Source organism: Bacteriovorax sp. Seq25_V (assembly GCF_000447795.1).
GTDB lineage: Bacteria > Bdellovibrionota > Bacteriovoracia > Bacteriovoracales > Bacteriovoracaceae > Halobacteriovorax_A.
In genome coordinates this window covers 35,961-50,589 of the sequence record NZ_AUNI01000020.1, presented here as the reverse complement: position 1 = coordinate 50,589, position 14,629 = coordinate 35,961, and the positions used below count along the sequence as shown (strand labels likewise).

Here is a 14,629-nt window from a genome sequence, read left to right as displayed (position 1 = left end):
TTCAAAGTATATCGGAAAAACCGACTATTTCCTTAAACTTTTTTACTTTAGCCATATTATAAGTACTTATAATTAAAGAGTTAAGATTTTCTCATAATTTGACTGCCAATATTATTTCTTCATGCCTGTTTTTCTAGACGATTGAGGATTCATAAGATACGCTAAGTTGTTTAAATAATTAGGAGATAACCATGACAGTAAAGCTTAAGCCGTTAAGTGTAAAAAACAAATTAGCAAGCGCCCCAACAACAGAACCTAAGTATTCTGTTGAAGTAAAAAACCTTGCTGGAGAGACAGTAAAACTTGGAGACCCAAAGGTAACAAGAGCACTTGTCGCACTAATGGATCAACATGCTGTTATCGGTGGAGCTGCTGCTCACTGGGGTGGGCCTGCGGCCTATGCAGAAATGAGTTCTGCTCTTCACCAAATTATGTTCTCTTCAATATCAAACGGAAAAGAGTGGCATGAAAATTATAATTTCGTAAACGATGCGGGACACGCTGAAAACGGTATCTACGCTGTTAGAGCAAATCTTGGATTTGATGGATTAACTTTTGATGATCTAAGAAAATTCAGATCAATCGAATCAAAGCTTACTGGTCACGGAGAAGCTCACCTAAACCCAGAAGGTGTATTCATTTCTAATGGTCCTTTGGGATCTGGTCTTCCACAAGCACAAGGTCTTGCAATGGGTGACAAGTTATCAGGTAGTGAGAGAGCTACAATTTGTGTTATCTCTGATGGTGCATGTATGGAAGGAGAAGCTAAAGAAGCTATGGCAGCGATTCCTGGTCTTGCAGCAAAAGGAAAAATGAATCCATTTGTCATGATCATCTCTGACAATAATACAAAACTAGGTGGAAGAATTTCTGACGACAGTTTTGATATGGGACTAACATTTGCATCTTTAAAAGATCAAGGATGGAATGTTATCAATCTTGAAGAAGGTCACGACCTTCAAAAAGTTTACCACGCAATTGAGGACTCTATTGCCAAATCAAAAGCTAATGCTAATAAACCAGTGGCCCTTGTGATTAAAACAATCAAAGGTTACGGTGTTAAATCGACTGAAGAAAGTGCTTCTGGTGGACACGGTTATCCACTTGGAGCTTACGATGACAAACTTCCAGGATTTATCTCTGAAATCTTCCAAGGAGAAGCTCCTTCTTACTTCCTTGACTGGGCAAATGAAATCCTAGCAAGTAAACCAGAGAAAAAGTCTTCTTCAAGCTCAGCACCATCTGACAAAGTTCAAACAGGTGTTGCCAATGCTCTTATTAAAGCTTGCGAAGAAGGACTTCCAATCTTCTCTGTCTCTGCTGACCTTCAAGGTTCAACAGGTATTAAAGATTTCCAAAAAGCATTTCCAAATAACTTCATTGATGTTGGAATCGCAGAAAGTAATATGGTTTCAGCAGCAGTTGGTCTAGCAAAAGCCGGATTCATTCCAGTTGTTGATACATTCGCACAATTTGGAGTTACAAAAGGTAATCTTCCACTGATTATGTCACAACTTTCGGGTGGACCAGTAATTTGTCTTTTCTCTCACTCGGGTTTCCAAGATGCTGCTGACGGTGCTTCTCATCAAGCAACAACTTACTTCTCCGCAGTTAGTGGAATTCCAAACACAGTTGTCATCTCTCTTTCTTGTAAAGCAGAAGCTGAAAGTTATATGTACCAAGCAGTAAAGAGATACGAAGAAGCTGTTAAAGATGGAATAACTCCAGAGACAACAATCTTCTTCTTTGGAAGAGAAAAGCACCCAATTAGCTATACAGATTCCACAGATTTCACTTGGGGGAAAGCACAAGTTCTAAGAGAAGGAACTGATGGTGTTGTTGTTACAAGTGGTCCACTTGTTCAAGAAGCACTTGCTGCAGCAGATGAGCTTGCAACAAAAGGAAAGAAGATCACAGTTATCAATACTCCATTTATTAACCGTTTTGATACAGAAACAGTTATCAATCAACTTAAGAAGAATGGTGGAAAACTTGTGACGGTTGAAGATCACCAAGTAACTGGTGGTGCAGGTTCAATGCTTGTGCATGCCCTAAAGCTTGCCGGAGCTGAGTTTAGTGTAACCTCACTTGGTAACCATGGACATTTTGGCCAGTCTGCTTACCAAGCAAAAGAGCTTTATAAACTTCATAAAATGGACTCTTCAGCGATTGTTGAAGTTTTAAAATAAGTTAGACGATAGCAATGGCACAAAAGAGAACCTTAAAAATTTTATCGTACATGATTGCGCCGATAATTTTTTTGGTTCTCGCCTTTGCACCTATTGATCTTCTCATTTCACAAAAAATTTTCCTCGCAATTTTTTCTTTTGTAATATCTCTTTGGCTTCTCACAGACCTGCCTCTATTTATTCCAGGAATTCTTGGTGTCTGTCTCAGTGTCATTTTTGGAATTACAAATGTTAACGATGCCTTCGCGCCGTTTGCGAGTCCGATAATCTTCCTCTTTCTCGGGGGATTCTTACTGGCCAAGGCCCTAGAGATCACTGGCCTTGATGAGACTCTGGCTTCTTTTACACTTAATATATCCTGGGCGCGAAAAAGCGCCAAACGAACAGTCTTTTTATTTCTACTTTTATGCTCTGTACTTTCAATGTGGATTTCAAACACCGCAGCTGTCGCAATGCTCCTTCCTTTAGGAATAGGACTACTAAAAAGGCTTGAAGTCAATTTTGGAATTAAAGATAGTAAGTTCTCAGAAGTACTTTTGATCTCCCTTGCTTATAGTGCGACGATTGGAGGTAATATTACACCGATTGGTTCACCTCCAAATATTATTGCTATCGGATTTCTAAGTAACCTGACTGGAACAAATATCTCATTTCTAGGTTGGATGCTTATTACTGCTCCAATTTCGATACTACTTTTTGCTATCGTCTATTACCAATGTATCAAGCTTCTCCCTGACCAACTTGAAAATAAGCTTCAGGAGACAGAAAAGAAAACTATCGTTGATTATAGATTATTTTCAACAGCACAGAAGTATGTTGTTGCGATATTTATTCTCACTGTCTTTTTTTGGATAAGTCCAAGTGTGATTGGACTCTTCACTTCGGCCGGTACTCCATTACATCATTTTTTAAACAGTAATATATCTGCTGCAGTAGTAGGTTTATTCTTCGCTTCAACACTATTTCTCTTTCCAATTAATAGTGCAGACAAAATTTTAACGTCTGATCACGTTTCTCAAATTGACTGGCCTTCACTACTACTTTTTGGAGCTGGTCTTTCCCTTGGAAAGATTCTTTTTAACACAGGTCTTGCTCAAATTATGGCCGACACGATTACTTCCGCAGCTGGAAATATGAGTGTCTTCTTTATCTTATCGTTTCTTATTTTATTTACAATTTTCTTTACCGAGCTAGCCTCAAATACGGCCTCAGCAAATATTCTAATTCCAATTATGATTGCACTTGGGGAAACCCAAGGTGTGAATACGATGATCGTAGCAGTTCTTTTTGCACTAGCATGCAATAGTGCTTTTATGCTTCCAGTGGCGACACCACCAAATGCGATTGTATTTGGGACCAACCTCATTAGTAAGAAGTCACTTATGAGTCATGGGTTATGGATTAATATTACAAGTTGGCTGATCTTTTCTCTAATTTTGATTTTTGCTATTTAAGCTTCTCAAACTCTCTCTACTCATTTCAAAAATTTGATCAGAATACTTTACAAGAATTGAGTCCTCAACCATCACATCATCCCCGTGACACTCAAGCCAACTCTTAACAGATTTCTCTGCAAATTCTTTAGCATTCATGTATTCCATCTCTTCATTAATTTCAAAAGTAAGTCTAGATCCTTCAAGCCTAACTTTTGCTTTGTAATAATTCGACACAAAATCTCCTAAAAGTCACCTTCATCACATTGTAAGCAGACAAGACCTAAATCTCTCCAGGCCTTAACAACACTCTTACGATCATCCAAAACGAAGAGTGTTTCATACTTATTTTCTATCTCTTTTTGATAAATATCAACTTTGACATCACTATCTTCACGTCTATCGCCGTGTTCACGCATAAAAAGCTTTTGATATCTAACCTTATATTTTTCTAGCCAATCAGTTGTAATTTTTCGATAACTTTCTTCTCGACCAGTTACAAATAAAATTTCATAACCACGATCTAAAAATGCCTCAATCACCTCTTGGCACCACAAATTAATTTGATCCTCACTAATTCCTAAGAAAAATGACTCCCAATCTTTTACGCCGTTTTTTGGATTCTCAACAAAGTGCACTCGATGACTTAAGTCACAAAGTGTTCCATCAAGATCAACAATTATGGCCTTTGGCTTACTTTGCAAAATCAGCTCCATCCTCTATCGTCCTTGGAAAGTCACAATAGTTCTTCGCAATCTGGCCTTCTAAATCTTTAAAACAAAAATTATCCGCAGGCATCTTTGGTAAAATCTTAAGTGTAATTGTCCTACGTCTGAAAATATTTAATCCTTTAAATACTCCTGGCCCTTCATGAGAAAAGAAACTTCCCCACGCCCCACTAATAACAATAGGTATAACTTCGGCCTGCGTTTGATCAACTATCTTTTTAATTCCTGGTTGAAACTTTCTAAGTTTTCCATCTCGAGTTAAAAAGCCTTCTGGGAATAATCCTAGAATCTCACCGTTATCAAGGGCCTCAAACATCGTCTTAAAAGACTTTTCAAGAATCTCTGGATTTTCTTTCTTCGTAGCCACAGGGATGAGCTTTGCATGCTTAAATAAAATCTTAAGCCCAGGGATATTATAGTAAATATGATCAATCACCCATCTAAGAGGTCTCGGCGAAATGGCCATAATAAAAAGCCAGTCCACAAATGTCACATGATTTGAAGCGATAATAACAGGTCCCTTCGTTGGAATGATATTCTCCCCTTCGACCTTTAAGTTATACATAAGCTTAGTCAAGCCCATTGCAATGAAGCGCCACATTTCCTCTGTATAAAAGCGATAAAGAACATAAGCAAATAGCAAGTTAGCTAAAGCAATCAATCCTACAATATGTGGCAGAGAAATTTTAAATGAGTGAAGTACCATCAGGGTCACGGCCGCCACAACCATTCCCACAGAGTTCCAAATATTATTCGCTGCAATTGTTCTTGCAAGATACTCAGGGTCTGAATTTCTTTGCATATAAGCCTGTTGAGGAATGATAAACATCCCACCAAAAATTGTTACCATCGTTAAGTCAAAGATCGCTCTTACAGAACCATCTAATTTAAAGAAGTCTGGAATCGATAAAAGTTCAAGCGTGTGATAATTCCAATTCGTGCAGACCCAAAACAGATCGAGAAGAAACAAACTCATCCCAACAGCTGCCAGCGGAACCATCCCCACTTCGACTCTCTTTCCAGAAAGCTTATTACAAACGATTGATCCAAGTCCCATTCCAATTGTAAACGTCGACATGAACATCGTTCCCACTGTCTCAGACCCTTGGAAGAGTTCCTTACAAAGGGCTGGAAGTATTGATAAAAGAGCCGCTCCAAAAAGCCAGAACCATGAAATACCAATAATGGCCTTAAGTGTTTTCTTTTCTTGAAAAGAACGTTTAATAATCTCAAATGTTGGCTTTACAAAAGTATAATCAATCTTTACGCCATCATGATTATCACCAAGATCACGCTGATACCACGCCGACCAAATCCCAAGGGCCGCAACAACAACCACTCCTATTGAAGTAATAATATTTGCTCCTGGTAAGCTTGCACTTAAACCTCCAAGAATCGTCCCAATTAGAATTGCTAAGAAAGTTCCACCACCAATATAGGCATTACCTAAAGTCAGCTCATCTTCATTTAAAATTTCTGGGAGCATCCCAAACTTCACAGGAGAGAAAAATGACGATTGCGCCCCCATTAAAAAGAGAACCACAAGCAGCAGACCATAACTACTTAAGAAAAACCCAACTGCAGCGATCAACATAATCACGAGCTCAGTAATCTTAGTCACACGAATAACTTGGGCCTTATCATAGTGGTCAGCAATCTGCCCTGCTGTTGCTGAAAAGGTCACATAAGGAAGAATAAAAATCCCACCAGCAAGTGCAACGAGTGCCGCGGAGTTCATCCCCATCAAGTGAACGCTATTATATGTGATCATCATCACAAGGGCATTTTTAAAAAAATTATCATTTGCTGCGCCAAGAAATTGTGTCCAAAATAGCGGCCAAAATCGGCGATCTTTTGTAATCATTGAAAGTGACAAGGGAAATACTCCTATAAAATTATCTTAAAATTAGACCACTTACCTCCACTATAAGTCACGTTGCACCAAAACAAACCAGTGCGTCATTTTGCAAGCATATAACTGCTCCAGTATAATGGGGATGAAGTAACAATTTATATAATAATATTATATATCTAGACCAAAAAAAGTTGGCTGCCCAAAAAAATCCATATATCTTTACTAAATCTATAAAGGATCTAGATATTTTATCCCCATTTAAGTGGAGCAGTTCTTGAGGAAAAGTATGAAATTATATCACTACGTTCATTGTCCTTTTTGCGTACGCGTCAGAATGGCCTTAGGTTTTCTCGATATGCCGTATGAATCAATAGTCACACAATATAATGACGAGAAAACCCCAATTGATCTCACAGGGAAGAAGATGCTTCCAATTATGGAGTTTGATAATGAAGCAGCGATGAATGAGAGTCTTGATATCATCAAGAAGCTTGATTCTAAAGCTCTCATTAGCTTTGATCTTTATAAGAATCACGAAGCAGAAATAGAAGACTTACTTTCTAAAATTGGAAGCGATGTTCACTCTCTCTGTATGCCTTACTGGATTTGGACACCTGAATTCACGACAGAGAGTAGAAAGTACTTTCAAGAAAAGAAAGAAGTTAAGCGTGGGCCATTTAAAAATCTGATCAAAAACAAAGAACAATTTATTGATTCGCTGAATGAAACATTGAAAACACTTGAAGAAAGAGTGTCTAGTTTTTATCGAAGTGATATCTTAACTGTTGCTGATATTATGATCGCATCACACCTTTGGGGAATGTATATCTTTCCAGAGTACCAGTTTAGCGAAAAGGTTCATAGCTATCTCCAACTTGTGAAGAAGCAGTGTCGCTTTGACTACCACGTAGACTTTTGGAAATGAAAAAACTTAGTAAAATAAAAAATAGTTTCGTTTCAAGAAACTCAGGACTTTTAAAGCTCGCTCTTAAATCAGGAATGGGCATCTTAAAAAATTCACAAAACCCAACAGAGATTTTAAAAACGATTATTGGAAAAGACCCTGCGAAATTTACAGAAGAGCTTTCACTATATAAAGGCTCTATCATGAAAGCTGGTCAACTCCTCTCCTTATATGGCGAGTACTACCTGCCAAAAGAACTTAATGTTTTTCTTGAAGCTCTTCGCTCGCAATCTCACTACATAGATTTCGATATTATCAAGTCGACAATTCCTGCGCGAACATTAAATGAGCTAACATTTGAGAAGACTCCCCTCGCGGCAGCCTCTATTGGCCAAGTCCATCTTGCCAAAGATAGTCTTGGCAATGAATATGCCGTCAAGATTCAATACAAAGGAATTAAGAAGGCCATCGATACCGACATCTTTTTTCTAAAATTATTTTTTAAAACGGCTAAAGTTCTACCAAAAGGGATGAACTTCGATAGTGTCTTTGACGAAGTTAGAAAAAACCTTGAACTTGAAACCGATTATCACAATGAAGCGAGAATGATAAAGGCGTACCGTGAAAATCTTAACAAGTACGACCTTCACGAGATCAATACTCCTATAGTGAATGTAGAACTATCTACAGAGGAAGTCATTGTTTTAAGTAAAATTGAAGGGGTCACTCTCGATCAATTCGTAAAGACTTCATCTGATCAAAAATTTAAAAATAATATTGCACAAAAGTTATTTGAAATATTTCTACACGAAATATTTAACTTCAATCTCGTACAAACAGATGCTCATGGCGGAAATTATCTTATCGATGATGAAAGTAAGACTCTAGGGTTAATAGATTTTGGAGCATGTGTTGAGTACTCGAAAGAAGACATTAAATTCTATCAAAATTTTCTGAAGTACAGTGTCGCAGAAAATAAGGAATTATTTTTAAAATCCATGCGAGACTTTTTTAGCTACACTGAAAACAAAATGGAATATGATGAGGATCTACTTTGGCAGTATGTAACAATAGCCACAGATCCTGTGCGAGAAGAATCCTATAATTGGGCCAAAACAAATCTTCCCGATCGATTGTTTGATTTAGGAATGAAACTTCAAGCGACTATTAAAGCCAAGAAAGTTCCACACCAATTTGTCTTCATTGATAGAAAAGTAATTGGCCTATTTTCACTAATGCGAAGCCTTGAGGCAGAATTTAGCGTCAAGGCAAGTTATGAACAGATCGTTAAAAGCTAATTAACGACCACATTCCACAGATAAAAAATCCAAGAGCAATAAATAGTGATATTGTTGGTTTTCTCTTTAAGAAAATTGACTCAAAAAGTGATGAAAAAAGTGTTCCTGTAATATTGATCCCCGAGAGAGTTCCTAAGTGAGCTGTTTGGAGAGCACGAAGATAAAGTGATAAAGACAGAAAAGTTCCAAGGATACTTCCAAAGATTGTAAAGCCCTTCTCTTTTGCCGTGAAAGACTTAAAGGTTGAAAAGAAGTTTAAAGGGCGAAAGAAACTCATGATAACAAAAACCGAAATTGCTCCAAGGCAGCGATAGAGATTCCCCTGCATAGCCGAAAGTCCTGGGGAAATATCAAAAGCATGACGAGTTAAAAGAACACCAATTGAATCTAAACTCATTCCAAGAAGTGCAATGGCCATTCCCTTCACTCCCCAACTCTTGTCTTTTCTAAACGACTCAAAAGATAATGTTATCAGACAACAAATAAAGAAAATCACCGAAATAATTTTTCCAAGTTCCATATCTTGGTTAAAGAGTAGTTTCCCCATAGCCCCAAGAAAGACTGGTTGAAATCCAAAGAGCATAAGAGTTCGACCGGGACCTAATATTGAAAATGACTTCAACAAAAAGATGTCCCCCACGCCAAGTCCGATAAAACCAGAGATAAAAAAAAGAGAAATCCCTAATGTCGAAATCGCATACATTTTTTCAAAAGATAAAATAAAAATAAAAAAGCACACACAGGCAATAGAAGCCTTAGCGCAATTCATCCAAGAGCTTGAAACTTTATTTGAAAAGTGAGTAAAGATAATCGTGGCCAGAGCAAAGCAGAAGTTTGCTCCAAGGCCAAGTAAAATATATGATTCCATTAATTATTAACCAAGATTCTCTTTGGTAGAGAAATTTTAATTCCAATAGCATTAAGTCTTCTAATCATTTGACTGTAGACTTGTTTTTTCACCGACATGATATTCTCTATTCTCGTCCAAAATGAGAACTGAACAATCATTGAGTGTTCATTCATACCATCAACAAGAAAAATAGGCTTTGGCTCATCGAGACATTCAATAATATCTGCAACGATAAGATTTAATTCCTTCTCAACTATTTCAAGTTCCACATCGAAATCCAGAGGTATTTTGATGTCAATTCGACGAATTGGAAAATGAGTCATATTGGTAAGATTAGACTTCATTAACGACTCATTTGGTATTCTCACCATGAGGTTATCAAAAGTTCTAAGCCTTGTTGACAAAAGGTCTAGAGAGACAACGATTCCACGGTGCTCTCCAACAACGATCGTATCACCAACCTTAAATGGTCTCTCTAATAACAAGAAAATACCACTAATCAAGTTTGACGCTGAAGTTTGAGAAGCAAAACCGATAGCGACAGAAAATATCCCCGCCGCTCCAAGTATAACTTTTAAGTCAATTTCATAGAGCTTTAAGATCATAAAGAAAGAAATGATTAATAGAAGATATCTTACGACCTTCTCAATCAGCATTCTCTGATGCTCTGTTTTGTGCCGAGTTAGTAATGGCATGAGGATATACGGAAGTAAAACTGAGCCAAAGATCAGTAAGACAACGTAAATTATTTTAACAATATTCGGATTTAAAAGATGCAAATGACTCATTAATGCTCCAACAGAACTGAAAATGCTTTCATGAAAATAGTTTGCAGTGCAGTTCTTGCATCAAAGATTTTCTTCAGGTTTTTTCCCGTAATATGCGGCTTTGACATTGCAATCTTAACACTATCTTCTGATTGTCTAATAACGAGGGAGTCAGAATAAAGATAACCTTCCCCATCTTGATATAGTCTTAAATATTCCGTGAGAACTTTAAGCTTATCAATAGAAATAGGTGTTGCCCCTTCATTATAAACACTGACATGGCAAACAAAGCGGTATTTCTTCTTAATAATCTCATCAGGATCAACCGTTCCACGTGTTTTAACAGCATAGCAAAGATCCCCAATTGTCGGATCTTTCCCGAACCAAGTTTCTGAATAACGAATAATTGGCAAGTTAATAATAAACTTATTATTAAAAGAAATTTTAAGTTTCACACACGGAGAAACATAGAAATCAACTCTTTCCTTAGATGGAAGAAAAATTGGCTTCATCGCTCTAAAAACAAGGTCCCTATCATGAAGAGTTGGAGCTAGAGAAACTTCAAGCTTGTCGCTTTCCCAAGACCACCTTGTTTGCTTGGCATTTTCAGGGATTTCATCCTCAGAATAAGAGAAAAATTCATCCACTTCTTCCGACTGACAATGGGCCAAGATAACTTCATTTTTTATTTTTTTTAACCAAAGTCTTAGACTTCCAATTTCACAATAAAGGGTTTGCGATTCGGACAAATCAAAGTCACGGCAAATTCCGTAGTTTAACACTGGTGTTACTCCTAAACAGGTCTCTTAATCTCATTCTTAATGAGAATATCATTTCCTCGAGAAGTGATATCTGACAAGAATGCCTTTTCAAATTTTACATCAATTACGTAAGCTTTTACATTTATCTTTATGGCAAATGTATTAGAAATTGCAACTTCTTCAAAAGTAATGGCCACTGGCTTCTCGAGATAAACAAATCTACTTGTAATGACGATCTCGTGAAGAAGATTTTTTACCTTCTGAATATCTTCAAAGATTGAAATATAGAAGCTACACACAATCATCATATCCAAGGCACCACTATTTCCACTGGATACAACATCTGAGAGGAATTTTGAATTTGGTATCGTCACGAGATTATCATCCAAAGTTTGTAGTCTAACTGAGCGTAGTCCGATGCTCTTTATCTCACCATAAAAGTCTGCAAAACTTACCCGATCCCCGACTTGAAACGGTCTATCAAAGAGAAGAATAAAGCCAGCAATAATCGACCCAACGAGGTCCTTTAAGGCAAAACCGATAGCAACAGCAGCAGAACCACCAACAGTCACCATGACTTCTTTCGTTGGTTTAAAAACAATATAGAAAACTCCCATTACCCCAAAGAGATAGGCAACGAACGAAAAAATAGTCGTTATCTGAAGAATAAAGAGACGCTTCCCAGTGAATTTCCTTTGCAGTTTCTCTGCCCATAAATTAACAAATTTCACAAAGAAAACAATAACAACGACAGCACAAACAAAGATGAAAATTCGATCTAGCTTAAAGAAGTCGAGAATAAGTGTGGTCGTATTAGTTTCCATAGATAAAGTTCCTTGATCTTAAGTACTTGATCAAATTGTACTGGGTTGTGATATCAATCATAAAGCGCCCATTTTTATCTCTAAATAGGTAATTCCTTTCGAGGCAAACTTTCACTGCATTTCTCACAAGACCAATCGGGATATTTGTCGTGTTTTGTAACTCTGGAATATTTAAATTCTCATGTTTTAAAATATGAGATAGCACAAAGAGCAACTCATCACTACTCTTTTCGATTCCCTTTGTTTCAATAATTTTTGGAATATTAACATTAAGAAGTCTTCCCTTTTTTAGAGATAAAGACGAAAGCCAAAGATGAAGAGAAGCACGAGGATTCCCACTTGAAACTTCCCATAGAAGCTTAAAAAATTTTGACTCAATTGAGGCATACTTATCCACTTCATCTTCCGAACGTGTCGCACTAATTAACGAGTCATAACTCAATCTAAATTTCGAACTTTGATGGCGCTTCATAATAAGTTCTTTTATCTTTGAGTCACTCCAGCCTTTAAGTTCATAGATATTTCTAAAAAACTGATTACGACCAAAGGCCCTATCAAGATAAATCCAACTATATTTATTAAATGATAGAATCCAGAAAATATCATTTGAAGAGTTAACAAGATCGACTAAGTAGTAATATGAATCGAAGCCGCCAGAGCATGATAAGAAAACGTTCTGGGCCTCGTCAAGGAAAATAACTTTTTTGGTTTTTTGCTGATCAATCTCTTCTCCAATATTATTTTCATCGCCTTTAGTATCACAGTGAGGCCTTAAAAACTCTTTAATTCCCTCAACTGACGTAGTTTTAGAAGGTACCTTAAGATAAATAGTTTCAATTTCACCTGCATCTGCTTTTAAAGTATTTTCAATATAGTGAATAAGAGTTGTCTTTCCTACTCCCTTATCTCCAAAAAGGATTGCCGAATGTTCATCACGATGATCTTCAACCCACTCCTGGACCTGTTTGATAATTTGGTCCTCAATGCCAGATGTCGACATAACATAATCAGCAGTTGAATCACTCGAATTCAAGCTAAAGAGATCTCTATAAGAGTTAGGGATCTCGGCGAGATCTTCCTCTATCTCGATATTCTCAATTTGTTTTTTGAAAAGATTAGCAGATATTTTTTTTGAAACTTCAAAATTTTCTGTTAGCTTGATGAACAAGTTAAAAACACCAAGAAGAATAAGAAAAAACAGGAAATAAACAGCTCGGATTTTTTTCGGAATAATCGCCGAAAACTTCTCTACATAATCAACAATCATACCTGAGAAATTTTTCTCCAAGTAACTTAGAAAATCCTCTTCCCAAACTGTCGATTCAACAACAAGTAAATACAGCGCGGATACAAGAGCAATGATATTAATTAAACTGTAAACATAAACTCGGCCAAGAGTCCCTTCCACAAGGATCATTGAGATAAAGTAAAAAAGAAATATTTTCACAATGCCTTGAGTTGTCTTATGTGATTTTTCTTTAAACTGAATAAAATTACGGGAGTCAATTCTTGAAATATTTCCAAGAAATATTTCAACTACTGCCTTAATAAGTTTAGAAACAAGAATAATCTCGATAATTTCAACAATAAAAAGAACGTCTACAAAATTCTCCATTGGTTTAATTAGACAAATAATTAAAAGCCATGAAATTGTTGTAAGATTGTCTTTTAGTTTGAACCAATAAGAAACAAGAACATTAACTAAAGCTGAAGATCGATTCGCTCGAGCCAACTTAGTCACAATATCATTCAAAAATTTAAAAACTTGTAGAAAACAAAAGTTAATAAAGAATAATACGCCGATAAGAAATGCTATTGTCATAATATCGGTAACAAGTATTTTTATGCCAGGACTCCCAAGATTAACCTTCTCTCTTACGTATAAATATTTTTCAAAGAAAAAAGAAACAACTCGATATGGTGAAGCGACAAATTCTTTTCGAAGACTTGACCAAAAAGCGGGAGTAACAAATTTACTTAGTACGTAACCAGCGCTTAGCTCACTATAGATTTTACTTCTTATGGCATTAACTTGGATGAGAAGTGAGTTTTGAATTTTTAACTCATTTGACTTCTTTTCAGAAACATCTTTTGTAATTTTGAGACGATATTCCTTTAGTTGTTCATGAAGAGTAATAATCTCACTAACGACATCACTATTTCTATTTTCGAGTACCTTCGCTGGTAGGGCCACAACCGAAGGAATATCAAAGTCATTTTCAGCAGAAATAATTTTTAAGAAATTATTGCGAATAATGTCAGACCAAATCACGTCAACTTCTTCAAAAGCCTTCTCTTTGCTTTCAAGAGTCATTGTTGAAAAACTCGAAGAAATTACTGAAAGCTGCTTTGAGGTTTGTTCAAAGCGCTTGATATTTCCTTCAAGGTTATTATTATACTCAATACTTTTATTAATAATTTCAATTTTAAGCTTTGCAAGATTTCCCTTAAGACCTAAAAGTTCTTTTACATCGCGACTTTTTTCAGCGAGAACATTTTTTTCTGCTTTTGCCACAGTCGTTTCAATTTCTTTCTTTAGCTTTAGGGACTCAAGATTCTCTTCAATCAGTTGATGCTTAAGCTCAGGAAGGGATTCTTGTGTAATAATTCCCTCTTTAATCGCATTTCCAAGTTCCTTATTCTTAGTAAGAAGTAAGAACTTTAAATCCAGAATTCTCTCAAAAGAATGATAGAGAATCCTTTCTTCCTTATCTAAATTTAGCTCAAGGAGGCATGAGTAAAGCCCAGAGAGTTCAACAGGAACGATAGATTTTGTAATTCGTTGATCTTCAAGCTTCTTCAGCAAAGTATCCATTGAACTTTCATCAACAGACTCTCCAAAAACATTTGATAAACTTGAAGAAATATTTGTTGTATTCCCCGCCAAAATACTTTTTAGATCCGCCTCTCTTTCATTTAAAACAGAGAGGGACTCATTATAGTTTTTAAGCGTTTCTTTCTTCTCGCACTTTCCAAAAGCGTTTAAACCTAGAAACAAAAGGAATACTATTTTTAACAAA

Annotated in this window: 12 protein-coding genes; 4 read left to right on the top strand and 8 right to left on the bottom strand. The window is 36.5% G+C overall.

Translation table 11 applies throughout. The features are described from left to right. The first annotated feature begins 191 nt into the window (after positions 1 to 191). Together M900_RS12930 and M900_RS12925 are read left to right on the top strand one after the other, a co-directional pair. Positions 192 to 2,189: a transketolase C-terminal domain-containing protein gene (locus M900_RS12930; RefSeq protein WP_021275605.1), complete on the top strand. Its 1,998-nt coding sequence runs from the start codon at positions 192 to 194 to the stop codon at positions 2,187 to 2,189. Between the two features lie 14 nt (positions 2,190 to 2,203). Continuing rightward, positions 2,204 to 3,643, top strand: coding sequence for a DASS family sodium-coupled anion symporter (locus M900_RS12925; protein WP_084703601.1), 1,440 nt, complete (start codon positions 2,204 to 2,206; stop codon positions 3,641 to 3,643). On the opposite strand, the gene M900_RS12920 is transcribed toward M900_RS12925, so the two are convergent. The 3 genes from M900_RS12920 to M900_RS12910 are packed head-to-tail and all read right to left on the bottom strand — an operon-like array spanning position 3,620 to position 6,226. Then, positions 3,620 to 3,859, bottom strand: a complete 240-nt coding sequence (locus tag M900_RS12920) for a hypothetical protein (protein ID WP_021275586.1) — start codon at positions 3,857 to 3,859, stop codon at positions 3,620 to 3,622. The two genes, M900_RS12925 and M900_RS12920, sit on opposite strands and share 24 nt — an antisense overlap. A gap of 8 nt (positions 3,860 to 3,867) precedes the next feature. Continuing rightward, the gene (locus M900_RS17315; protein WP_052600824.1) at positions 3,868 to 4,338 is read right to left on the bottom strand and encodes an HAD family acid phosphatase; all 471 of its coding nucleotides are present in this window, start codon (positions 4,336 to 4,338) and stop codon (positions 3,868 to 3,870) included. After that, a complete protein-coding gene (locus M900_RS12910; protein WP_021275440.1) occupies positions 4,316 to 6,226 on the bottom strand; it encodes an MFS transporter in 1,911 nt (636 codons plus the stop codon). Before M900_RS12910 ends, M900_RS17315 begins: the two co-directional genes overlap by 23 nt. Before the next feature lie 265 nt (positions 6,227 to 6,491). On the opposite strand from M900_RS12910, the gene grxB reads away from it, so the two are divergent. Beyond that, entirely contained in the window at positions 6,492 to 7,130 is a 639-nt protein-coding gene (grxB, locus tag M900_RS12905) for a glutaredoxin 2 (RefSeq protein ID WP_052600823.1), read from the top strand. After that, positions 7,127 to 8,407, top strand: coding sequence for an AarF/ABC1/UbiB kinase family protein (locus tag M900_RS12900; RefSeq protein ID WP_034732762.1), 1,281 nt, complete (start codon positions 7,127 to 7,129; stop codon positions 8,405 to 8,407). Before grxB ends, M900_RS12900 begins: the two co-directional genes overlap by 4 nt. Here M900_RS12900 and M900_RS12895 read toward each other — a convergent pair. The 5 genes from M900_RS12895 to M900_RS12875 are packed head-to-tail and all read right to left on the bottom strand — an operon-like array spanning position 8,397 to position 14,628. Continuing rightward, positions 8,397 to 9,275 (bottom strand): DMT family transporter, encoded by an 879-nt coding sequence (locus M900_RS12895; RefSeq protein WP_021275669.1) that lies wholly within the window; start codon positions 9,273 to 9,275, stop codon positions 8,397 to 8,399. The genes M900_RS12900 and M900_RS12895 overlap by 11 nt on opposite strands. After that, complete coding sequence (locus M900_RS12890) at positions 9,275 to 10,045, bottom strand: mechanosensitive ion channel family protein (protein ID WP_021275478.1); 771 nt, start codon at positions 10,043 to 10,045, stop codon at positions 9,275 to 9,277. The genes M900_RS12895 and M900_RS12890 overlap by 1 nt, the downstream gene beginning before the upstream one ends. Next, positions 10,045 to 10,806 carry a hypothetical protein gene (locus tag M900_RS12885; RefSeq protein WP_021275574.1) on the bottom strand — a complete coding sequence of 254 codons (762 nt, stop codon included), beginning with the start codon at positions 10,804 to 10,806 and terminating at the stop codon, positions 10,045 to 10,047. Before M900_RS12885 ends, M900_RS12890 begins: the two co-directional genes overlap by 1 nt. Positions 10,807 to 10,817: 11 nt before the next feature. Next, positions 10,818 to 11,609 carry a mechanosensitive ion channel family protein gene (locus M900_RS12880; protein WP_021275542.1) on the bottom strand — a complete coding sequence of 264 codons (792 nt, stop codon included), beginning with the start codon at positions 11,607 to 11,609 and terminating at the stop codon, positions 10,818 to 10,820. Then, positions 11,599 to 14,628 carry an ATP-binding protein gene (locus tag M900_RS12875; protein WP_021275575.1) on the bottom strand — a complete coding sequence of 1,010 codons (3,030 nt, stop codon included), beginning with the start codon at positions 14,626 to 14,628 and terminating at the stop codon, positions 11,599 to 11,601. The genes M900_RS12880 and M900_RS12875 overlap by 11 nt, the downstream gene beginning before the upstream one ends. Position 14,629 lies beyond the last annotated feature (1 nt).